22 protein-coding genes are annotated in these 19,168 nt (G+C 70.2%); 9 read left to right on the top strand and 13 right to left on the bottom strand.

The genetic code is table 11. The features are described from left to right. Positions 1-48: 48 nt before the first annotated feature. Positions 49-807 (top strand): ABC transporter permease, encoded by a 759-nt coding sequence (locus tag ACWEVP_RS31305; RefSeq protein ID WP_452066337.1) that lies wholly within the window; start codon positions 49-51, stop codon positions 805-807. Then, on the top strand, positions 804-1,871 hold the full coding sequence (locus ACWEVP_RS31310; RefSeq protein ID WP_452066151.1) for a sulfate/molybdate ABC transporter ATP-binding protein: 1,068 nt from the start codon (positions 804-806) through the stop codon (positions 1,869-1,871). The genes ACWEVP_RS31305 and ACWEVP_RS31310 overlap by 4 nt, the downstream gene beginning before the upstream one ends. A gap of 2 nt (positions 1,872-1,873) precedes the next feature. Here the strand turns inward: ACWEVP_RS31310 and ACWEVP_RS31315 are convergent, their stop codons facing one another. Then, entirely contained in the window at positions 1,874-3,643 is a 1,770-nt protein-coding gene (locus ACWEVP_RS31315; RefSeq protein WP_452066152.1) for a multicopper oxidase domain-containing protein, read from the bottom strand. 193 nt (positions 3,644-3,836) lie between these two features. Here ACWEVP_RS31315 and ACWEVP_RS31320 point away from each other — a divergent pair, with 193 nt between their 5' ends. Then, entirely contained in the window at positions 3,837-4,631 is a 795-nt protein-coding gene (locus tag ACWEVP_RS31320; RefSeq protein ID WP_452066153.1) for an HAD-IIA family hydrolase, read from the top strand. Between the two features lie 37 nt (positions 4,632-4,668). Next, complete coding sequence (locus ACWEVP_RS31325) at positions 4,669-5,469, top strand: metallophosphoesterase (protein ID WP_452066154.1); 801 nt, start codon at positions 4,669-4,671, stop codon at positions 5,467-5,469. Here ACWEVP_RS31325 and ACWEVP_RS31330 read toward each other — a convergent pair. From ACWEVP_RS31330 to ACWEVP_RS31380, 11 genes are all read right to left on the bottom strand, one after another. After that, on the bottom strand, positions 5,466-5,840 hold the full coding sequence (locus ACWEVP_RS31330) for a YccF domain-containing protein (protein ID WP_452066155.1): 375 nt from the start codon (positions 5,838-5,840) through the stop codon (positions 5,466-5,468). The genes ACWEVP_RS31325 and ACWEVP_RS31330 overlap by 4 nt on opposite strands. Further along, entirely contained in the window at positions 5,840-6,589 is a 750-nt protein-coding gene (locus ACWEVP_RS31335; protein WP_452066156.1) for a PhzF family phenazine biosynthesis protein, read from the bottom strand. The genes ACWEVP_RS31330 and ACWEVP_RS31335 overlap by 1 nt, the downstream gene beginning before the upstream one ends. Before the next feature lie 65 nt (positions 6,590-6,654). Next, positions 6,655-8,055, bottom strand: coding sequence for a hypothetical protein (locus ACWEVP_RS31340; RefSeq protein WP_452066157.1), 1,401 nt, complete (start codon positions 8,053-8,055; stop codon positions 6,655-6,657). 14 nt (positions 8,056-8,069) lie between these two features. After that, positions 8,070-8,636 (bottom strand): DUF3558 family protein, encoded by a 567-nt coding sequence (locus tag ACWEVP_RS31345; protein WP_452066158.1) that lies wholly within the window; start codon positions 8,634-8,636, stop codon positions 8,070-8,072. 6 nt (positions 8,637-8,642) lie between these two features. Then, positions 8,643-9,158, bottom strand: coding sequence for a hypothetical protein (locus ACWEVP_RS31350; protein ID WP_452066159.1), 516 nt, complete (start codon positions 9,156-9,158; stop codon positions 8,643-8,645). 44 nt (positions 9,159-9,202) lie between these two features. Beyond that, positions 9,203-9,895, bottom strand: coding sequence for an ESX secretion-associated protein EspG (locus ACWEVP_RS31355; protein WP_452066160.1), 693 nt, complete (start codon positions 9,893-9,895; stop codon positions 9,203-9,205). Between the two features lie 33 nt (positions 9,896-9,928). Then, positions 9,929-11,131, bottom strand: a complete 1,203-nt coding sequence (locus ACWEVP_RS31360; RefSeq protein ID WP_452066161.1) for a hypothetical protein — start codon at positions 11,129-11,131, stop codon at positions 9,929-9,931. Then, positions 11,128-11,565: a hypothetical protein gene (locus ACWEVP_RS31365; protein ID WP_452066162.1), complete on the bottom strand. Its 438-nt coding sequence runs from the start codon at positions 11,563-11,565 to the stop codon at positions 11,128-11,130. The genes ACWEVP_RS31360 and ACWEVP_RS31365 overlap by 4 nt, the downstream gene beginning before the upstream one ends. Next, entirely contained in the window at positions 11,562-12,137 is a 576-nt protein-coding gene (locus tag ACWEVP_RS31370) for a 4Fe-4S single cluster domain-containing protein (protein ID WP_452066163.1), read from the bottom strand. The genes ACWEVP_RS31365 and ACWEVP_RS31370 overlap by 4 nt, the downstream gene beginning before the upstream one ends. After that, complete coding sequence (locus tag ACWEVP_RS31375; RefSeq protein ID WP_257920890.1) at positions 12,125-12,340, bottom strand: DUF2997 domain-containing protein; 216 nt, start codon at positions 12,338-12,340, stop codon at positions 12,125-12,127. The genes ACWEVP_RS31370 and ACWEVP_RS31375 overlap by 13 nt, the downstream gene beginning before the upstream one ends. Continuing rightward, positions 12,337-13,953: an AAA family ATPase gene (locus ACWEVP_RS31380; protein WP_452066164.1), complete on the bottom strand. Its 1,617-nt coding sequence runs from the start codon at positions 13,951-13,953 to the stop codon at positions 12,337-12,339. The genes ACWEVP_RS31375 and ACWEVP_RS31380 overlap by 4 nt, the downstream gene beginning before the upstream one ends. A gap of 108 nt (positions 13,954-14,061) precedes the next feature. On the opposite strand from ACWEVP_RS31380, the gene ACWEVP_RS31385 reads away from it, so the two are divergent. From ACWEVP_RS31385 to ACWEVP_RS31395, 3 genes are read left to right on the top strand one after another with little or no spacing between them, the layout of a single operon-like run. Next, on the top strand, positions 14,062-14,403 hold the full coding sequence (locus tag ACWEVP_RS31385) for a PadR family transcriptional regulator (protein WP_452066165.1): 342 nt from the start codon (positions 14,062-14,064) through the stop codon (positions 14,401-14,403). After that, positions 14,400-15,140 carry a hypothetical protein gene (locus ACWEVP_RS31390; RefSeq protein WP_452066166.1) on the top strand — a complete coding sequence of 247 codons (741 nt, stop codon included), beginning with the start codon at positions 14,400-14,402 and terminating at the stop codon, positions 15,138-15,140. Before ACWEVP_RS31385 ends, ACWEVP_RS31390 begins: the two co-directional genes overlap by 4 nt. A 31-nt stretch (positions 15,141-15,171) precedes the next feature. Beyond that, positions 15,172-15,819 (top strand): hypothetical protein, encoded by a 648-nt coding sequence (locus ACWEVP_RS31395; RefSeq protein WP_452066167.1) that lies wholly within the window; start codon positions 15,172-15,174, stop codon positions 15,817-15,819. A gap of 6 nt (positions 15,820-15,825) precedes the next feature. On the opposite strand, the gene ACWEVP_RS31400 is transcribed toward ACWEVP_RS31395, so the two are convergent. Further along, a complete protein-coding gene (locus ACWEVP_RS31400; RefSeq protein WP_452066168.1) occupies positions 15,826-16,725 on the bottom strand; it encodes a hypothetical protein in 900 nt (299 codons plus the stop codon). Positions 16,726-16,830: 105 nt separating this feature from the next. Here ACWEVP_RS31400 and ACWEVP_RS31405 point away from each other — a divergent pair, with 105 nt between their 5' ends. Next, complete coding sequence (locus ACWEVP_RS31405) at positions 16,831-18,489, top strand: AMP-binding protein (protein WP_452066169.1); 1,659 nt, start codon at positions 16,831-16,833, stop codon at positions 18,487-18,489. Between the two features lie 163 nt (positions 18,490-18,652). After that, positions 18,653-19,120 carry a hypothetical protein gene (locus tag ACWEVP_RS31410; protein WP_452066170.1) on the top strand — a complete coding sequence of 156 codons (468 nt, stop codon included), beginning with the start codon at positions 18,653-18,655 and terminating at the stop codon, positions 19,118-19,120. Positions 19,121-19,168: the final 48 nt, after the last annotated feature.

A 19,168-nucleotide genomic window follows, 5' to 3' on the forward strand; every position in this document is an offset into this window, starting at 1 on the left:
CCGGGATCCGTCCCGGCCGGCCGTTCGCGCGTCCCGTGGGTCCTCGCGATCCCCGCCACCCTCGCGCTGGCGCTCGTCGTCCTGCCGGTCGTCGGGCTGCTGGTGCGCTCGGACCTGACGCGGCTGCCGTCGCTGATCGCGACGCCGTCGTCGTGGCACGCCCTGCGGCTTTCGCTCATCACGGCCGCTTTGTCCACTTCGGCCTGTGTGCTGCTGGGCGTGCCGCTGGCCGTCGTTCTCGCGCGGGCCGGGTTCCGGGGGGTGCGGCTGCTGCGGTCGATCGTGCTGCTGCCGCTGGTGCTGCCGCCGGTCGTCGGCGGCCTCGCGTTGCTCTACCTGCTCGGCCGCAAGGGTTTCCTCGGCATGCTGATCACGACGCTGACCGGGGAGGCGGTGCCGTTCACCACGACCGCGGTGGTCATCGCGCAGACGTTCGTCGCGATGCCGTTCCTCGTGGTCAGCCTCGAAGGCGCGCTCCGCGGCGCCGGGGATCGCTACGAGCAGGTCGCCGCGACCCTCGGCGCGCGCCCGTGGACCGTCTTCCGGCGCGTCACGCTCCCGCTGCTGCTGCCCGCGCTCGGCTCCGGCGTGGTGCTGAGCTTCGCCCGCGCGCTCGGCGAGTTCGGCGCGACCATCACCTTCGCCGGCAGCCTCGAAGATGTCACGCGCACGCTGCCGCTCGAGGTCTACACCCAGGCCGAAGTGGACATCGACAGCGCCGTCGCACTCTCGCTGCTGCTCATCGTCGTGGCGATCCTGGTCATCGCCGTGGCGCGGCCGCGCTCGTTCGAAGGCGGCCTGCGATGAGCCTGACCGCCCGGATCTCCGCTGCTCGCGGCTCCTTCTCCCTCGACGTCGACCTCGACGTGCCCGCCGGGACGGTGCTGGCGCTGCTCGGCCCGAACGGCTCCGGCAAGTCGACGGTGCTGGGCTGCCTCGCCGGGCTCATCACGCCGGAGTCGGCGGAGATCACCGTGGCCGGGCGCGCGCTGGCCGGCGTCGCGCCGCACCGGCGTGGGATCGGCCTGCTGTCCCAAGACGCGCTGCTCTTCCCGCACCTGTCCGCGGCCGAGAACGTCGCGTTCTCGCCGCGCTCGACCGGAGCCGGGCGTCGCGCCGCGCGCGAGCGGGCCTTCTACTGGCTGGCCGAAGTGGACGCCGTCGCGCTCGCGGACCGGCGGCCCGGGCAGCTGTCCGGCGGGCAGGCCCAGCGCGTGGCGATCGCCAGGGCTCTGGCCGCCGAACCGGACTTGCTGCTGCTCGACGAGCCGTTCGCGGCGCTGGACGTCGACGCCGCGCCGGCGATCCGCGGCCTGCTGCGGCGGGTGCTGAAGACGGGGCCGACGACCGTGCTCGTCACGCACGACCCGCTGGACGCGCTGGCCCTCGCCGACCACGTCGCGGTGCTGAACGGCGGCCGGATCGTCGAACGCGGTCCCACCCGTGACGTGCTTTCCGCGCCACGGACGGCGTTCACGGCGCGGATCGCCGGCCTCAACCTCGTCGCCGGCACGGCGGTTCCCGACGGCCTGCGGACGCCGTCGGCGGAGGTGGTGAGCGGGATCCCGGCCGCCGACGTGGTGCTGGGGGAGCCCGCGGTGGCGGTGTTCCCGCCGAACGCCGTCGCGGTCTACCCGCACGACGGCGAGCACCGCGGCAGCCCCCGCAACACGACCGACGCCGTCGTCGCGGCCCTGGAACCGCACGGGCCGGTGATCCGCCTCCGCGCCGAGGGCGAGGGCTGGGCGCACGGCCTGACCGCCGACCTGACCCCGGCCGCGGTGGCCGAGCTCGCCCTGGAGCCCGGCTCGGCGGTGACGCTGTCGGTGAAGGCCGCGACCGTGGCGATCCACCCGGCCGCGGCCTCCTGACGTCAGCCCTCGTGGTGGTGGCCGCCGCCCGGGTGGACGTGGAACTTCGCCACCTCCGGCGGGTGCACGACGAACGGCCGCATCATGCCCTCGTCCTCGTGGTCGAGGATGTGGCAGTGGAACATGAACTCGCCGGTTCCGCCGCCGAACCGGCCGGCGACGCTCACCCACTGGCCCGGGTTCACGATGATCGTGTCCTTCCAGCCCTCCTCGTACTTCTCCAGCGGCACGTCGGTGAACCCGCTGATCGGCGCCGTCGTCCGCTCCGCCGCCTGGTCGAACGTCGTCGTGAAGGCCCGCCGGAACAGCGCCTGGAACTCCGTCAGGTGGATGTGGACCGGGTGCGCGGGCCCGCCGTTCGCGACGTGCACGATGTTCCACACCGCCCACCGGTCGTGGTCGATGAAGATGCCCGTGGTGTCGTCGAAGAGCCGCCCGGTCATCCGGAACGTCTTCAGCCCGCCGGCCGGGTCCTGGAGCTGGATGACGCCTTCGCCGCCCGGGTCGGCGTCGACCTGCTCGAGGTCCCACATCTCCGGGTGGCCGTCCTTGTTCAGCAGCAGCGCGACCCACACGTGGTCGTGGTCCTCCGGCAGCGTCGTGCCGTGCTGCAGCCGGACATAGGACGTCGACACCTGCTCCGGCAGCTCGAAGGAGTCGTGCTTCGCGCGGCCGTCCACCCGGAACTCCATGAGGTCCGGCTCGATCTTGCCGAGCCGCGGGTCGGCGTTGCGCAGCTTGAGCTTCTGCCCCTTGAAGCGGCTGAAGTCGATCAGCACGTCGAAGCGCTCGGCCGGGGCGACGGTCAGGCCGGCGCGCGGCAGCTCCGCCGGCACCGGCAGCAGGCCGCCATCGGTGCCGATCAGGCGGACGGCGTCGTTCACCGGGTTGTCGTTCTCGTCGACCAGGTTCAGCGTGTAGAACCGCGAGTTGGCCGCGTTGAGCAGCCGGAAGCGGTACCACTTCGCGTCGACGTCCAGGTGCGGCCAGATCACGCCGTTCACCAGGTTGAACGGCCCGGAGAACGGGATCATCGGGCCGTTCGGGACGTACGGGAACTTGAACAGCAGCTGCCCGGTGAGCGCGCCGGTCTCGTCGGTCTCGAGGTTGCGGTCGGTGATGATCAGCGGGATCTCGCGGTCGCCGTGCGGCAGGCCGAGGGCGTCCTCCTCGTCGTCGCGGATCAGGTACATCCCGGCCAGGCCGGTGTGGACGTTGAAGCGCGTGATCGCCATGGCGTGGTCGTGGTACCAGAGCGGCATCGCCGGCTGCCGGTTCTGGTACTCGGCCAGCTGCGAAGTGCCCTTGAGCCCCGCGTTGTGCGCCCAGCCGTCGTTGCCCGCGTTGGTGCGCGCGCCGTGCAGGTGGACGACCGTCCACGCCGGCAGGTCGGCGACGCCCTCGACGATCGAGTAGCCCGGCTTGGTCAGCTCGCTGCCGGGGCGGCTCGTCGGCGCGTCCGTCACCGGCCCCTGAACGGCGACCAGCGGAAACGGGCCGTCGATTTCGTTCGACCACGAAATTCGCAGCTGCTTGCCGCTGCGCACTTCGATCGTCGGACCCGGAAAATGGCCCGCGTACGTCCACAACGTACTTTCGGGCAATTGCGAGTGCAGCCGCTGGCGCTTGGTCACCATCGGAATGGTGATCATTTCCCGGCTGCGGGCGCGGAACACGGGCGGAATCGGCAGTGGATCGAGGAACTTGGTGAGTCCCCAGTTCGGCTCGGCGATCGGCGCGGCCGCCGCCGGGCGTTCGATGATTTCGGTCATGTGTTTCTCCCCCTTCGCGTTCGGGGGCAGGAAGAATTGCGCGACGGCGCATCGCGCCGACGACGTCGAAAAGTATTCCCCCGAACCCCCTCGGTGGCCGGAAACGCGACTCCCCTCGCGGTACCGGCAATTCCCACTGTAGCCGTTTTCGCGCCTGCCCGCAGGTGTCTCGCGCGCGTGATAGGTTCCGCGCATGAACGAACGCCGGTGGACGTATCTCTCCGACATGGACGGCGTCCTGGTCAAGGAGGAGCACCTCGTCCCCGGGGCCGACGAGTTCCTCGCCGAGCTGAAGTCGAACGGCATCGACTTCCTGGTGCTGACGAACAACTCGATCTACACCCCGCGCGACCTGCGGGCCCGGCTGGAGCGCACCGGGCTCGACATCCCGGAGGAGTCGATCTGGACCTCGGCGCTGGCGACCGCGAAGTTCCTCTCCTCGCAGCGGCCGAACGGCTCGGCGTACGTCATCGGCGAAGCGGGCCTCACGACGGCGCTGCACGAGGTCGGTTACGTCCTGACCGAGCGCGACCCGGACTACGTCGTGCTCGGCGAGACCCGCACGTACAGCTTCAGCGCGATCACCCGCGCGATCCGGCTCATCGAGGGCGGCGCGAAGTTCATCGCGACCAACCCGGACGCGACCGGCCCGAGCGTCGAGGGCTCGATGCCGGCGACCGGGTCCGTCGCGGCGCTGATCGAGAAGGCCACCGGCCGCTCGCCGTACTACGTCGGCAAGCCGAACCCGCTGATGATGCGTTCGGCGTTGCGCCGATTGGGTGCCCATTCGGAGTCGACGCTGATGATCGGCGACCGGATGGACACGGACGTGCACTCCGGCATCGAGGCCGGTCTGCAGACGATCCTGGTGCTGACCGGCATATCCACCCGGGAGTCGGCCGAACGCTATCCGTATCGGCCCACACTGGTGATCGACTCGGTCGCTGACCTGATCGGGCGGACCCTGGACCCGTTCGGCGAAGGCTGACCACCGGCATGGCGGGCGAAGGGCTTATCGTCACCGGATGAGCAAGTCGACGTACGTGGTCGGCGACGTCCACGGTCACCGGGACGAGCTGGTCGAAGCGCTGAGAGCCGAGGGCCTGGTCGACGACGAGGACAACTGGTCGGGGGAAGACGACGAGTTGTGGTTCCTCGGCGACTTCGTCGACCGCGGCCCGGACGGCGTCGGCGCGATCGACCTGGTCATGCGGCTCGAGGAGCAGGCGGCCGAAGCCGGCGGCCAGGTCCAGACGCTGCTGGGCAACCACGAGATCCTGGCGCTGGGGATGTACCACTTCGGCGACGAGCCGGTGCCGTCCGACTTCGGCCCGCGCAGCTTCGCCCGCAGCTGGGAGATCAACGGCGGTCTCCTGTCGGACCAGGACCGGCTGACGCCCGAGCACATCGAGTGGCTTTCGCGGCGTCCGCTGGCGGCGCTGGCCGCCGACCACCTGCTCCTGCACTCGGACACGCTGGAGTACCTGGACTGGGGGTCCACGGTCGCGGAGATCAACGAGACGGCGGCCGACATCCTGGCCGGCTCGGACATCGAGGCGTGGTGGGACGTCTGGCGCCGGATGACCACGCGGTACGCGTTCCGCGGCCCGGACGGCGAGGAGAACGCCCAGAAGCTGATGGACGCGCTCGGCGGGACCCGGATCGTGCACGGGCACAGCGTGATCGCCGACCAGCTGGGCATCCACCCGACGCAGATCGAGGGACCGTTCCTGTACGCGGGCGGCAAGGCGCTCGGCGTCGACGGCGGATTGTTCGTCGGCGGGCCGTGCCTGGTGGTGCGGCTGCCGTACGAGCCGGAGTCCTAGGGGATCTCGACGATCTCCTTGCCGAGCGGCATCAGGGACACCGGGATCATCTTGAAGTTCGCCACGCCCAGCGGGATGCCGATGATCGTGATGCACAGGGCGATGCCCGTGAAGATGTGCCCGATCGCCAGCCAGAGCCCGGCGAAGATGAACCAGATGACGTTGCCGAGGAAGGACGCGGTGCCGGCGTCGCGGCGGTCGACGACCGTGCGGCCGAACGGCCACAGCGCGTAGTTCGCGATCCGGAACGACGCCAGCCCGAACGGGATGGTGACGATCAGGATGCAGCAGATCACGCCGGCGACCAGGTAGCCCAGCGCCATCCAGAAGCCGCACAGGACGAGCCAGATGATGTTCAGCAGTGTGCGCATCAGACGTGCAGCTCCCCACTCGCGATGGTGACGGCTTGGCCGGCGAGGTGAACGCGGTCGCCGTCCTGGCGCGTCCGGACGACCCCGCCGCGGGCGGAGATCTGGTGGCCGGTCAGTTCCTTGTTCCGGAGTTTCTCGGACCAGTACGGCGACAGGATGCAGTGCGCCGAGCCGGTGACGGGGTCTTCGTCGATGCCGACGCCGGGGGCGAAGAAGCGGCTGACGTAGTCATCGCCCCGCGCGGTGACCAGCAGCCGTCCGGTCCAGGTGTTCTTGAGCTTGCCGAGGTCGGGTTCGAGGTTTTTGACCGTTTCAGCGTCTTTGACGACGGCGAAGAGGTTCTCGACACCGCGTCCGACGTACTCGATTTCGACCCCGGGGAGGATTTCCGACAGGTCGTCGTCGGTCGGGGCCGGCGGGTCGGAGGGGAAGTCCAGCTCGACCCAGCCGTCTTTCGCCTTGGCGCGCAGTTCGCCGCTCTTGGTGGTGTAGGTCTGTTCGCCGCCGAGGACGTGGGTGACGGCGACGGTGGCGTGCCCGCACAGCGCGACCTCGACGGCCGGGGTGAACCACCGGAGCGACTTGGGGCCTTCGTCCGTGGTGACGACGAAGGCGGTCTCGGCGTGCTTCATTTCGGTGGCGACGGCCTGCATCCAGGCGGGGTCGGCGGGCTCGTCGAGGAGGACGACCCCGGCGGAGTTCCCGGCGAAGGCCCGGTCGGTGAAGGCGTCGACGACGAAGAAGCGCATGCTCCCAATGTAGCCCGCGACCTCGGCGTGGTGATCATTTATCCGGGAGAATCCGGGGTTGTCCCCTACGACTCCCCGATGGTGGGCTTGACGATCTTTTCGCCATCGGGACCGCGTTCGGGCTTGAGGTCGAAGACGTCCTCGTCGACGGCGTACTTGTTCTTGTGTTCCTTGTCGTCTTCCTTCTTCTTGCCGGCACCGGCACCGGCCGCACCCGCGCTCGAGCCTTTGCCCTTGGCGGCCGCGGCGGCGGTGGCTCCGCGTTCAAGCCGTTCGCCGGGCGCTTTCCCGCCGGTCTTCCCGCCTTCGGCTGGTTCTTTCGGGCCACCGGTGAGGCCGCCCCCGGAGACTCGGGAGCCGGCGAACCCGCTCCCGGCGCGGCCGGCACCGGACTTGCCGCGGACGGTGTCCCCGCCGGCGTTGGTGCTGCCCGCGGTGGTGCCGGGCATGGCGAGGCCGTCGGGAGTCATGCGCGGGAAGCCGCCGGCGGCGGGACCGGTGCGGAAGTTCGTGTTGCCACCGGTGAAGGTGTTCCCGGCGCCACTGGTGACACCCGGCTGCACGAAGTTCGGCGGCGGGGTGGTGCCCGGGGGTGTGACGCCGGGCGGGGTGGTGCCGCCGGGGACGAAGGTGCCGCCGGTCCCGCCGGGTCCGGTGGTCGTGCCGCCGATCGCCGGTGTTCCGGTGAAGCTGGTGCTGCTGGTGCCGTGGAAGCCGGAGACGGAGGTGGAGTCGCCGTTCCCGAGCTGCGGGGGCGGGGCGTAGGTGGGCTGGGAGCTGGCGGTTTCGTGGTAGGTGCCGTCGAGGTTCTGCAGGACCTGAACGGCTTGCTGGTGCGCGGCGTCGGCTTGCTGCTGTTTGACCTGGATGCCGGCCATGGTGCTGCTCATGCCGATGAGGTTGCCGGAGTTGTACTGCTGTTTGGCCTTGTCGAGCTCGGCTTGCTGGTCGAAGCCGGTGGGCTCGGGCATGTTGGTCTTGGCGTAGTGGGCAGCCGCGGACTGCTGGGAGTAGTGGTTCGACATGAGCTGCATGGCATTGCCGGTCTGCTCGGTGTGCCCAGCAGTCGTTTGGAAGAAGCCGTTCGCCTGCTCGGCGGCGGGGCCCTGCCAGGAGCCTCCGGCAGCGGTGGCGGCGTCGCGGAACTGGTTCGAAGCATCGGCCAGCCAGTTGCCGTAAACGTTCGTCACGTGGCTGCGCTCGTTGATCCCCTCGATGTCGAGGTCTTTGTGGACCATGTCGTACAGCGCTTCGTGCGGCCTGTTCGCGTAGTTGTCTCCGGGGGTCGGGGAGTCCCCGCGCAGGGTCTGCCCCTCTTGAAGGACTTTCCCTTGAGCGACGGAGTAGTCCGACGCTGCCTTTTGACTCAGTTGCTGGGCGTTGCTGTTGCCGTCGAGCTTCTGTGCGGTGGCCGCGTAGTAGTCGCCCTCGGACTGGCGATGCTGCGCCCGGTGCGGCTGACTCATGGCAGAACTCCGTCTCAGTTGGTCTTGGGCAGCTGTGTCTCTACCTTCGGAGCGACTTCTTCGACCAGCTTGCAAGAGGCCTGGGTGTCCCCACCGGAAGCAACGAGTACCTGAGCGCGAGAACTCGGTTTGACCTCCAGCCACACCCCGCACTGGCCCGCCACGTTCAGCGGTTCACGTTCTTCGACCGCGGGCCGGCCGTTGACGTTGCCCTCGCTCGCCTGACTCGGGTTGCCGACGTTGTCGCGGTACCCCAGCCCCGGCTGAAGCGAAACCGCGACGTCGGCGCCTTGGCCGCTCACAGTCGAGGGCTTGGAGGCGCGGCAGCTTTCCTTGGCGTCCGCGACCGTAGGAACAGCCTTGGGGAAATTCAACCCTTCGAGCGCTTGATCGAGGATGGTGCACGGGTTCAAGCCCGCGAAAGGATTGTCGGGATCGACACTCCCGGTACTGGTCGGCGCCGACGTTCCTGCCGGAGACGAGCTGGGGGTCGCCTGACCACCGACCTGGTCGGTACAGGCGGTGAGGCTGAGGGCGAAGGCCAGGATCGCCAACGCGATCGAAACGCGTCGTGTGGTCACTGCGCCCTACAGCCCCTTGTTCAACTGGGAGAAAGTCATGCTGTGTGCGTCCTCGGTTTCACGATAGTTCTTGCGCGCGATCACCATGGCTTCGCGTGCTTGCCGGACGCCGTCACGCATCTTGATGAGGTTGGGAAGCAGTGAGTCGCCTTCACCCTCGGCGACCTTCACGTTGAAGACAGCGACAGCTTTGGCGTAGTCGCTACCGCCCATCCGGGCTTTCTCCGCCAGGATCCGAAGATCGACGATCATCCGGTCGCAGCCGTCCAGGAAGAAGTCGCAGGCCTTCAGGTACGCCTGGAAGCCTTCTTCGTTCACAGCGAACTGACCACCTTCGGCGAGGGTCTTCAGGCGGCTGCCGGCTTCACTGGCCTGCTGCGCGGACTCCGAACCCACCGGCTCGGTGAGCAACCCGGAGATGAAGTTCGACCCGGCATCGCCGGCGGCAGGCGGGGGTGTGAACGACCCCGGTGCGCCGAACTGCGAACCGCCCATGACGCCCTCCCAGCCGTCGTCCGCCACCCTGCGTGGCCCTCTCGCACTGTACTAGTGACGAACCGCCGACGTCAGTGGTTCCGGCCACGCTCCAGTAGCCACGTCCGCAGGTGGGAACCATCCGATGGGGTGAATGTCACCCGGGTCTCGTTGCCCGGTAGCGACTCGCTGAACATCAGGAACCTGCCGCCCTCGTTGTCCACGAACGTCACCGTTCCCGCCGGCTTCAGCGCCCCCGAGGCGCGGACCGACAGCTCGAACGTCCCGTAGCGGTGCAGGGGCCACGACGAGAACTCCGTCGCCGCGTCGGTGTCGCGGCGGGTGCCCGGCTCGATGAACGTCAGCTCGGCCAGGGGGACCGGGCGGTACGCCGGGAGCATGCCCACCACCAGGTCGACCAGCCGGTCCGGGCGGGTCTGCGCGAACAGGATCTCTTCGCCCGCCAGCTCCGAAAACACCCCGAGCCCGTGGCCGATCGCCGCGCGGTAGAACACCTGGCGGCCCTCCTCCGCCGCGCGGACGATGATCAGCACGTCCGGCTGGGTCCACGCCCGCAGCGTCTGCTCGACCTCGATGTCCAGCTTGTCCGGACCCGCCAGGCCGCGCGCCCGCATCGACTCCCACGACGCCCCCGCGATGCGCTCGTTCTCCACCAGCGTGCGGCCGGGGCTGCGGATCTCGAACGGGTGCCAGTTCGCCGGGAGACCGGTACGCCGGACCGCCGTGTCGACCTCAGCCAGGCCCAGTGAGAATTCCTCCGGCACGTCCCCGAGCGTAGCGGAACGGCCACCCCGCGCTCAGATGTCGAGCTGCCGCACACCCGTCTCGCGGAATGTCACCCGGCCGGCCGTCGCCTGTTTGCGCAAGCGGACGATTTCGTGTGGCTGCAACCCGATCGCGACGCCGAACGCCTCCACGTCCGGGAACCCGCCCTGCCGTTGCCGCAGTTCCAGCGCCTTGGTCACCTGCTCCGGCGAAAGCACCCGCGCCAGTTCCGGCCCGGAAGCCGAGTTGACGTCCACCAACGACACCGCGGGCGGAGCCGGCGGAGGCGGGGGAGCCAGCGCGACGGCGTCCGCGGGCACGTACGCCTCGATCGTGTCGTTCTGCCGCAGATCGCGGTAGGCCAGCCCGACCGTGAACGTCCGCGCGCCGCCGTTCGTCGGCGCCGCGACCCCGCCGGTCGCCAGCGACAGGATCCGCAGGTCCGTGGCCACGACCGTGCTCCGCTCGTTGAACGTCGTCCCGACCGGCCGCAGCACCCGCGCTCGCGTGCCGACGGTGAACAGCGGAGGCCGCTCCTCCGGCACCTCGACCGCCGCGACCACCGAACCGCCGGCCAGGTCGCTCACCCCGTGCACGACGGCGACGCCCTCGCGTCGCTCCAGGTGGTCGTGCGAAGGCTCGTGGAACGCGGTCAGCGTGTCGCCCGCCATGGGCGGCGCGTCGCACTGGAAGCCCAGCAGCACCGTGCCCTGCTGCCCGGCCGGCAGCTCCGGAACCGGTCCGGGACCGAACAGGCCCAGCACCCGCATCGGCTGGCCGCCGCGTGACAGCGTGGTCAACGCACCGAACCGCAGGACACCGTCCCGGACGGCCACCCGGAGGTGGAACCCGGTCAGCTGGTCGTAGCCCGGCGCGACGACCTGGGAAACCGAGTCCTGCCGGCTCAGGTCGGGACCGACCTGGTCGTCGGTGTACAGCTCCAGCGAGTCGCCCTTCCCGAGGCCGGCCCACCCGGCCGCGACGTAGACGTCCTTGACGAACCCGGCGTCGGTCACCGGTTCGACCTCGCTGGAGAAGAACTTCTTCCGCACCATGATCCCGAGGCGCAGGTTGTCGGCCAGGACGCGGTCGCGCCGCAGCAGCCGCGCGCGGGCGCCGCGGACCGCGCGTCCGACGCTGACCTGCCCGCCGGGCAGCTCCCCGAGGCCGGGAACGGTGACCGAATCGTGGAGCGCCTTGCCGAACTCGACCAGCCCGACCCTGACCTCGGTCACGACGTGGCGGCCAGGGTGACGCTGATCGACTGGTCGGCGTTGACGCGCTCGGACTCGATGACCATGCCGGACCGCGCCGCGCGCTCCTTCAGCCGCGCGAGCACCGAGCGCTGCACCTCCGCCGCGTACGCCTCGTCGACCGACAGCACCAGCCGCTGGGCTTCGGCTTCGGCCAGGCCGGGGCCGTCGACGTGCGCCAGCTGAACGCCCTCGGCGCCGTAGACGAAGGTGATCCGGCGGCCTTCCCACGCGGCGACGACGGAATTGCCGTCGTCGGTCACCTGGGCCCGCAGTCCGGTGAGCGCGCGGGAAAGGAGGTCGCGGTGGCGCATCCGGGTCCGCACGGTGACCACTCCGGCCTGCGTGTGCGCGGCGATCGTCGCGGCGTTGAGCTGGGCCAGCGCCTCGCTGCGCAGCTTGAGCGTGACACTCATCGAGGATCCCTTTCGAGCAGCGCTTCCAGCACTTCGGTGGTGGCGAACCCGTTCAGCTCGATCGCGCCTTCGGGCGAGATCGTCAGTTCCAGGCGGTTCGGGGTGGTGAAGATCGATTCGTCGTAACGGCCGGTCAGGAAGTGGAACCGCTGGTTCGCCGAGCCGGCCCACGGCCGCGAGGGCTCCGGCCGGTCGGCCAGGAACGGCCCGTCCACCAGCAGGTCCGTCGACTCCAGCAGCTTCGACGGCGGCAGGTCCTCCAGGACGTGCCCGGTGAACGTCATCACCGAAAGCCCCGCCGAGCGCACCGCGGCGGCGAACTCGCCCAGCGGCGCCGGCTGGTCGAACGGCTCGCCGCCCAGCAGCGTGACGCCTTCGATGCCGTCGATCGCCAGCACCCGGGACACCAGGTCCTGCCACGCCAAGCGGAAACCGCCGCGGGTCGTCCACGTCTGCGGGTTGAAGCAGCCGGGGCAGCGCACCGAACACCCCTGCGTCCACACCGCGCACCGCACGCCGGGGCCTTCGGCCGCGGTGACGTCGACGATCCGGTGGAGGTTCAGGAGTTCCATTGCGACTGCTGCTGCGATGCGGTGTTTTCCGCCGAAGCCGACGTGCGCCGGTAGTCCTCGGTGAACTCCGAAGTCTCGGTCTCCGCGCCGAGCAGGTCCTCGAGCAGCGGGATGTAGTCGAGGCACTTGGACCCGGTCACGCCGTGCGTTTCGGCGCTGATCGAGCCGTCCTTGCCGATGGTGACGGTCACGCGGTGCGTCATACGTCGATCGTCCTTCCCCTCGGGGACTCCGGCTGGGGTACCGGCTCGGAGACCACTTCGCCGGACGTGTCCGTCGCTGCGACGGCCCGGGTCTCCGCCCAGTTCCGGATGGCCAGGATTTCGTCGGCCTGGGTCACCGACAGCGGCACGGTCGACTTCACCGCGCGCACGAGGTCGTCGCGGCGCAGCGGCCGCTTCTCGGCGAACGCGTCGACCAGGCCGGCCAGCACGGCCTGCTCGATCTCGGCGCCGCTGTAGCCCGCGCTGACGTCGGAGAGCTCGGCGAACAGCGCGTCGTCGAGGCGCAGCTCGCTCGCCACGAACGCGTCGGTGACGCGCTTGCGCAGGTGGATCCGCCAGATCGCGGCGCGCTCGGGCCCCGACGGCAGGTCGACGAAGAAGATCTCGTCGAAGCGGCCCTTGCGGAGGAACTCCGGCGGCAGCGAATCGACCTGGTTCGCCGTGGCCATCACGAACACCGGCGCGGACTTCTCCTGCATCCACGACAGGAACGTGCCGAACACGCGCCGCGCGGTGCCGCCGTCACCACCGCCGCCCGCGCCGGCCAGGCCCTTCTCGATCTCGTCGACCCACAGCACGCAGGGCGCGATGCCTTCCGCGGTGCGGATGACCGTGCGGATGTTCTTCTCGCTGGACCCGACCAGGCCGGCGAAGACGCGGCCCAGGTCCAGCCGCAGCAGCGGCAGCCGCCACATGTTCGCGACGCACACCGCGGACAGGCTCTTGCCGCAGCCGGGAACGCCGGTGAGCAGCAGGCCTTTCGGCGCGGCGAGGTTGTACGCCGACGCGGCGGGTGTCCAGGTGCCGGTGCGCTTGGTGAGCCACCGCTTGAGCCGGTCGAGGCCGCCGACGGCGTCGAAGCTCGTCTCCGCTGGCACGATGTCGAGCATCCCGGACCGCCGGACGGCCTGGCGCTTCTCGGCGAGGATCAGCTCGAGGTCGCTGGGGTCGAGCCCGCCGCCTTCGACGAGCGCCCTGGCGAACGCGTTCTCGGCCTCGGGCAGCGTGAGGCCGCGCGCGGCGGCGACGATCATGTCCCGGTCGTCGCGGTCGATGCTGATCCGGACGTTCTGCCGGTGCGCGGCGACCATGCCGTCCAGCAGCTCGCCGATCTGGCGCTGGTCGGGCAGCGGGAAGTCGACGACGGTGGCGTCGTGCTCCAGCTCCGGCGGCACGGGCAGCGACGGCGACACGAGGATGAGGCTCAGCGGCACGGGCCGGGTCTTGAACGCGGCGGCGAGCTCGCGCAGCCGGCGGACGACGTCGGGATCGGGCCGGTGCCCGCCTTCGGAGACCAGCGACGGGTGCAGGTCGGCGAAGACGAACACGGCGGGCTCACCCCAGCCGTAGATCCGTTCGAGCGCGGCGGCCGCGGTGCGGGTCTCGCTGATCGGCGGACCGCCCGCGGGCGCCAGCCCGGTGGTCGACGACCAGACGTACACGCGCCGCGGCGTGCGAAGGCGCTGCTGGTCCTCCGCGACCGCGCGGATCTCCCGCAGCACCCGCTGCTCTTCGTGCGTCTCGACGACCAGCAGCGGGTAGCGCGCCTGCAGCAACTGGGTCAGCTCGTCGCGAAACCCCTGGCCGGCCATCGATCGCCCCCTCGAAGTCCGTCCGGACCTTACCAGCGGTCCGGCGGCCGGCGGGCCGTGCGCACCACCAGGGTTGATCTCTACTTAGGGGCTAGGTAGAGTTCAACCATGAGTCGTTCCCGGGAGCCCAGGATGACGCTGCCGACGCAGCTGGTCCTGCGGGTGCTGATGGCCGATCCGGCGAGGGAGCTGTACGGATTGCAGATCTGTGGCGAGTCGGGGCTGCCCAGCGGCACGATCCATCCGATCCTGGCCCGGCTGGAGCGCATCGGCTGGTTGTCCAGCCGGTGGGAAACGGTCGACACGCGCGAAGAGGGCCGGCCCCGGCGCCGGTACTACCGCATCGACCCGGCCGCGATGGGGCTCGTGCACGCGGCCCTGCTGCGAGCCGAGGCATCCGCGCAGGGACTCGGCCGCCTGCGGCCGCACCTGGCCGACGGTGCCTCATGAGCAGCGCCGACCACCTCCGCGTCGTCGCCCGCGCGTTGGCGCAGGACCGCGATCTGGCCGGAGAACTGGACGTCATCCTGAGCCGAGCCCAGGCGCTCAACATCGACTTCCGGGGAACCGCGCGCCGCCGGCTGCAGGAGCGGGTGCACCAGCTGGTGCGCAACATCGATCGTGAGCGAGCGCTGCTGGACGGAGTCGACGTCCACGCCGCCGTCGACGGCCCGCGAGCCGCCGAACTCGCGGCAGGCGCCGAACGGAGTCTCGGCCGCGCCCAGGAGTCCGCCGTCGCCTTCGGGAGGACGCTGGAACTGGGCGGTCTGCTCGACCTCGACCAGGGGCCCGCGTCGGCTGTTCTCGTGACCGTGGCGCACGCCCTCGACGACTCCGCGGCAGCCGTCGCGGCTCTGGCCGAGGTCTGCGCGCGCTCGTCCGAGCGCGAGGCACCGGCGCGCCGCTCGCCGCTGTGGGTGTCGCGGCGGGTGGCGAATTTCGCGGTCCTCCTCCTGCCGTGGGAGGAACGCCAGCGCTACCTCGACGAATACGTCAGCGAGCTCGACGACCTGGCGCAGACCGAGAACCTGTCCCGGCGTGCCCAGCTCTGGCACGCGCTGCGGCTGCTCGTGCGGACTCCGGCGCTGAGGTTTGCGTTGCGCGCCACCGAACCCCAGGCGCCGCACGCGAAGAGCACCGCCGTGTCCCGCCTGACCGGGCTGATCACCTCGTGGTCCCGTGTCTGACGACCTCGCCCGGCCTACGGCAGGGGAACGGATGAGGCGCACGCGCCCGGCTGTCCACCGGACGGTGGTCGTCGTGGACGTCGAGGAGTACGGACAGGCGTGGCGCACGACGCCCCACCGGCTCGCCCTGCGGGAGGGCTTGAACCGGGCTTTGCGCCGGGCGTTCGACGACACGGGCGTCGCGCTGGCGGACTGCCGGGTGGAGGACTGCGGGGACGGCGCGTTCATCCTCGTGCCCGCCCAGGTTCCGAAGGGCCCGCTGGTCGAGGCGCTGCCGTACGCCTTGGCCGACGCCCTGCGGCAGCACAACAAGAGCCACCCGGCGGAGGAGCGCATCCGGCTGAGGATGGCCCTGCACGCCGGCGAAGTCGCCTTCGACGATCGAGGCGTCACCGCACCGGCGATCAACAAGGCGTTCCGGCTGCTCGAGGCGCGCCCGGTCAAGCAGGCCCTGCGCGCGTCGCCCGGGGTGCTCGTGGTGGTCACCTCCGAATGGTTCTTCGACGAGGTGGTGCGGCACAGCTGCGCCGTCGACCCGGCGACGTTCCGGCCCGTGCTCGTCGAGGTGAAGGAGACGTTCACGACCGGCTGGCTCTGCTGCCCCGATCACCCGTACCCCGCCGACGGCGGCATCGGCGACCTGGCGGTCCCGGCGGGCAACGTCGACGGAGCCGCTTGACGTCCCTCACGCCCCGACGAGCAGGACTTCGTAGGTCGGGCTGGTGGGCGGGTAGCCGCTGTAGATGTGGGAGTTGACCACCGCCAGCCGGTTGCCGACCTTCGCCGCCGACACCGGCTGGTCGAAAAGGGGATCGGTGATCGTCCCGTCGGGCCGGCCGTGGCCGAGGCCGCCGTCGAGGCACCACCGGGTGATCTTGTCGTCGAGCTGCACCGCCCAGAGCCGGTGTCCTTCGAGCACGAGGCTGACCACGCTGGGTGCGGTCACGCCGGCGATCTCCTTGCTGACCCCGGAGCCCGGGTTGATCGTGTAGACCTTGCCGGGTGTGGTGGCGGCGACGAGCAGGGTGTCGCCGGACGGCGTGGCGATGATGTCGTTCATGAAGAAGTCGCCCGGTGCGCCGCCCGCGCCCGGCCCGCTCAGCGGCAGGGTGCGCGGCGACCCGGGCACGCCGTCGATCACCGGCACGAAGAACAGCTGTGGGTGATAGGAGTCGGTGAACCACGCGCCCTGCGGCGTCACCGCCACGTCGTTGACGTAGGACGTCCGCGGGTCGCCGAAGGTGAAGTCCGCGACCTTCGCCTTGGTGCGGACGTTGTAGACGTAGGCCTTGCCGCCGTTCCCGCCGGCGACGAACAGCAGGTCGTGTCGCCGGTCGAGATCCACCCCGGCCGCCGTGGTGCCGGGCGGCGCCTCGATGAAGCGCTTGGCCGTGCCGCGTCCGAGGTTTTCGCGGAAGATCGTGCCGGCGACGAGGTCGCCGGTGTAGTAGTCACCGCCACCGGCCGCGGTGATCCCTTCGGCGGACGTGGCGCCGGGCAGCACGATCACCTTCGTCGCCGCCGACGCCGGTGCGGCGGGAGTGATCAGCAGGATCGCCGCGGCCAGAGCCAGGATTCTTCGCATCGGTTTCCCTCCCTTTTCCCAGGTGGATCCTGTCACCGAGCTGGCTGATCCGGTACCGGGTTCCTAGACTCGGGTCGCCCGACGAAGACGTCACTGGGAGGCACCATGCCTGACGCGCCCGCCCTGCCGAGCTACGCCTCGGGAACCTCCGAGGTCCCGCTGCTCGGGGACACCATCGGGGACAACTTCGACCGGACGGTGGCCGCGTTCGGGGACCGGGACGCCCTCGTCGACCGGACCGCCGGCCGCCGGTGGACCTACCGCGAGCTGGCCGCCGAGGTGAACGCCCTCGCCCTGGGCCTGGTCGCGCAGGGCATCGGCAAGGGCGACCGGGTCGGGATCTGGTCGCCGAACCGCGCCGAGTGGACGTTCCTGCAGTACGCGACGGCCAAGATCGGCGCGATCCTGGTCAACATCAACCCGGCCTACCGGTCGCACGAGCTGGAGTACGTGCTCAACCAGGCCGGCATCCGGCTGGTGGTCGCGTCGGACAAGTTCAAGACCTCCGACTACCCGGCGATGGTCGAGGAGGTGCGCGAGAAGTGCGCCGCGCTCGAACACGTCGTCATCCTGGGCGAAGAGAGCTGGCAGGCGCTGATGGACGCGGGCTGGCAGGGCGATCCGGCGACGCTCGTCGAAAAGCAGGCCGCCCTCTCGGCCGACGACCCGATCAACATCCAGTACACCTCCGGGACCACCGGCTTCCCCAAGGGCGCCACGCTGTCCCACCACAACATCCTGAACAACGGCTACTTCGTCGGCGAGCTCTGCGGCTACACGGAGTTCGACAAGGTGTGCATCCCGGTGCCCTTCTACCACTGCTTCGGCATGGTGATGGGCAACCTGGCGTGCACCAGCCACGGCTCGTGCATGGTGATCCCGGCGCCGGCGTTCGACCCGAAAGCGACGCTGGAAGCGGTGTCGGCCGAGCAGTGCACGTCGCTCTACGGCGTGCCGACGATGTTCATCGCCGAGCTGAACCACCCGGACTTCGCGAGCTTCGACCTGTCGTCGCTGCGGACCGGGATCATGGCGGGCTCGCCGTGCCCGGTCGAGGTGATGAAGCAGGTCATCGACCGGATGGGCATGGGCGAGGTGTCGATCTGCTACGGCATGACCGAGACGTCGCCGGTGTCGACGCAGACCCGCGCGGACGACTCGATCGAGCGCCGCGTGTCAACGGTCGGGCGGGTCGGGCCGCACCTGGAGGTCAAGGTCGTCGACCCGGAGACCGGGCTGACGGTCCCGCGCGGCGAGCCGGGCGAGCTGTGCACGCGCGGCTACTCCGTGATGCTCGGGTACTGGGAGCAGCCGGACAAGACGGCGGAAGCGATCGACAAGGCGCGCTGGATGCACACGGGCGACCTGGCGGTCATGGACGGCGACGGCTACCTCAACATCACCGGCCGCATCAAGGACATGGTCATCCGCGGCGGTGAGAACCTCTACCCGCGCGAGATCGAGGAGTTCCTCTACACGCACCCGGACATCCTCGACGCGCAGGTCATCGGCGTCCCGGACGAGAAGTACGGCGAAGAGCTGATGGCCTGGGTCCGGATGCGCGAAGGCGCGGAGCCGTTGACGGCGGAGAAGGTGCGCGAGTTCTGCGAAGGCAAGCTGGCGCGCTACAAGGTCCCGCGGTACGTGCACGTCGTCGAGGAGTTCCCGATGACGGTGACGGGCAAGGTCCGCAAGGTCGAGATGCGCGAGAAGTCGATCAGCCTGCTGGGCCTGGAAAAGGCGGCGTCGACGAAGCACGCGTGAGCGCGTTCGGTGGCCTGCCCGCTCCGGTTTGGTCACCGGAGCGGTGGCCTGGAACACCGCGATCGGTACGCATGATCAGTTCCCCGGCGGGCAACCGGGGTCCGGGACGGTGAGAGCGTCCCGGACCGAAACCCCGTATCCGTCAACGAAAAGGGGATGTTTCATGCGTACGATCCGCCGCACCATGGCCGCTGGAGCCTTGGCTCTGCCGCTCACGCTCGGCGCCGCCGGAATCGCTTCGGCGGACAGCTTCGGCAGCACTGAGGTCCAGGCCGGCCCGGACGGCGCCGCGACGCACTCCGTGCAGGCCGGCACCCACCACGGCACGAGCACGTTCCACGAGAACTCCACGGCCGCGGGCCCGGACGGCGCCGCGACCAGCGACACCGCCGCGAAGGCCGGGCGGGACGGCGACAGCCAGTACCGCCAGCACGCGGGCACCGCGTCCAGGGACGGCGTCGCCTCGCAGGACACGTCGGCGAACACCGACCGTGACGGCGGCTCGCAGTACCGGCAGCACACCGGCTGGGCGGGCCAAGACGGCGCCGGTTCGAGTGACACCCACTCGAACACCGACGGTGGTCACGACCGGGGTGTCCTGAGCGGCACCCTCGGCGCGATCGGTCTCTGATCGATCCCACGGGGGGCACCTTCGAATCCGTGAAGGTGCCCCTCGTGG

This window comes from Amycolatopsis sp. NPDC003865, assembly GCF_053605345.1.

Coding starts and splice junctions, on each gene's coding strand:
- ACWEVP_RS31310 (WP_452066151.1), top strand. CDS start 804: ATGAGCCTGACCGCCCGGATCTCCGCTGCTCGCGGCTCCTTCTCCCTC.
- ACWEVP_RS31315 (WP_452066152.1), bottom strand. CDS start 3,643: ATGACCGAAATCATCGAACGCCCGGCGGCGGCCGCGCCGATCGCCGAG.
- ACWEVP_RS31320 (WP_452066153.1), top strand. CDS start 3,837: ATGAACGAACGCCGGTGGACGTATCTCTCCGACATGGACGGCGTCCTG.
- ACWEVP_RS31325 (WP_452066154.1), top strand. CDS start 4,669: ATGAGCAAGTCGACGTACGTGGTCGGCGACGTCCACGGTCACCGGGAC.
- ACWEVP_RS31330 (WP_452066155.1), bottom strand. CDS start 5,840: ATGCGCACACTGCTGAACATCATCTGGCTCGTCCTGTGCGGCTTCTGG.
- ACWEVP_RS31335 (WP_452066156.1), bottom strand. CDS start 6,589: ATGCGCTTCTTCGTCGTCGACGCCTTCACCGACCGGGCCTTCGCCGGG.
- ACWEVP_RS31340 (WP_452066157.1), bottom strand. CDS start 8,055: ATGAGTCAGCCGCACCGGGCGCAGCATCGCCAGTCCGAGGGCGACTAC.
- ACWEVP_RS31365 (WP_452066162.1), bottom strand. CDS start 11,565: ATGAGTGTCACGCTCAAGCTGCGCAGCGAGGCGCTGGCCCAGCTCAAC.
- ACWEVP_RS31370 (WP_452066163.1), bottom strand. CDS start 12,137: ATGGAACTCCTGAACCTCCACCGGATCGTCGACGTCACCGCGGCCGAA.
- ACWEVP_RS31375 (WP_257920890.1), bottom strand. CDS start 12,340: ATGACGCACCGCGTGACCGTCACCATCGGCAAGGACGGCTCGATCAGC.
- ACWEVP_RS31380 (WP_452066164.1), bottom strand. CDS start 13,953: ATGGCCGGCCAGGGGTTTCGCGACGAGCTGACCCAGTTGCTGCAGGCG.
- ACWEVP_RS31385 (WP_452066165.1), top strand. CDS start 14,062: ATGAGTCGTTCCCGGGAGCCCAGGATGACGCTGCCGACGCAGCTGGTC.
- ACWEVP_RS31390 (WP_452066166.1), top strand. CDS start 14,400: ATGAGCAGCGCCGACCACCTCCGCGTCGTCGCCCGCGCGTTGGCGCAG.
- ACWEVP_RS31395 (WP_452066167.1), top strand. CDS start 15,172: ATGAGGCGCACGCGCCCGGCTGTCCACCGGACGGTGGTCGTCGTGGAC.
- ACWEVP_RS31400 (WP_452066168.1), bottom strand. CDS start 16,725: ATGCGAAGAATCCTGGCTCTGGCCGCGGCGATCCTGCTGATCACTCCC.
- ACWEVP_RS31405 (WP_452066169.1), top strand. CDS start 16,831: ATGCCTGACGCGCCCGCCCTGCCGAGCTACGCCTCGGGAACCTCCGAG.
- ACWEVP_RS31410 (WP_452066170.1), top strand. CDS start 18,653: ATGCGTACGATCCGCCGCACCATGGCCGCTGGAGCCTTGGCTCTGCCG.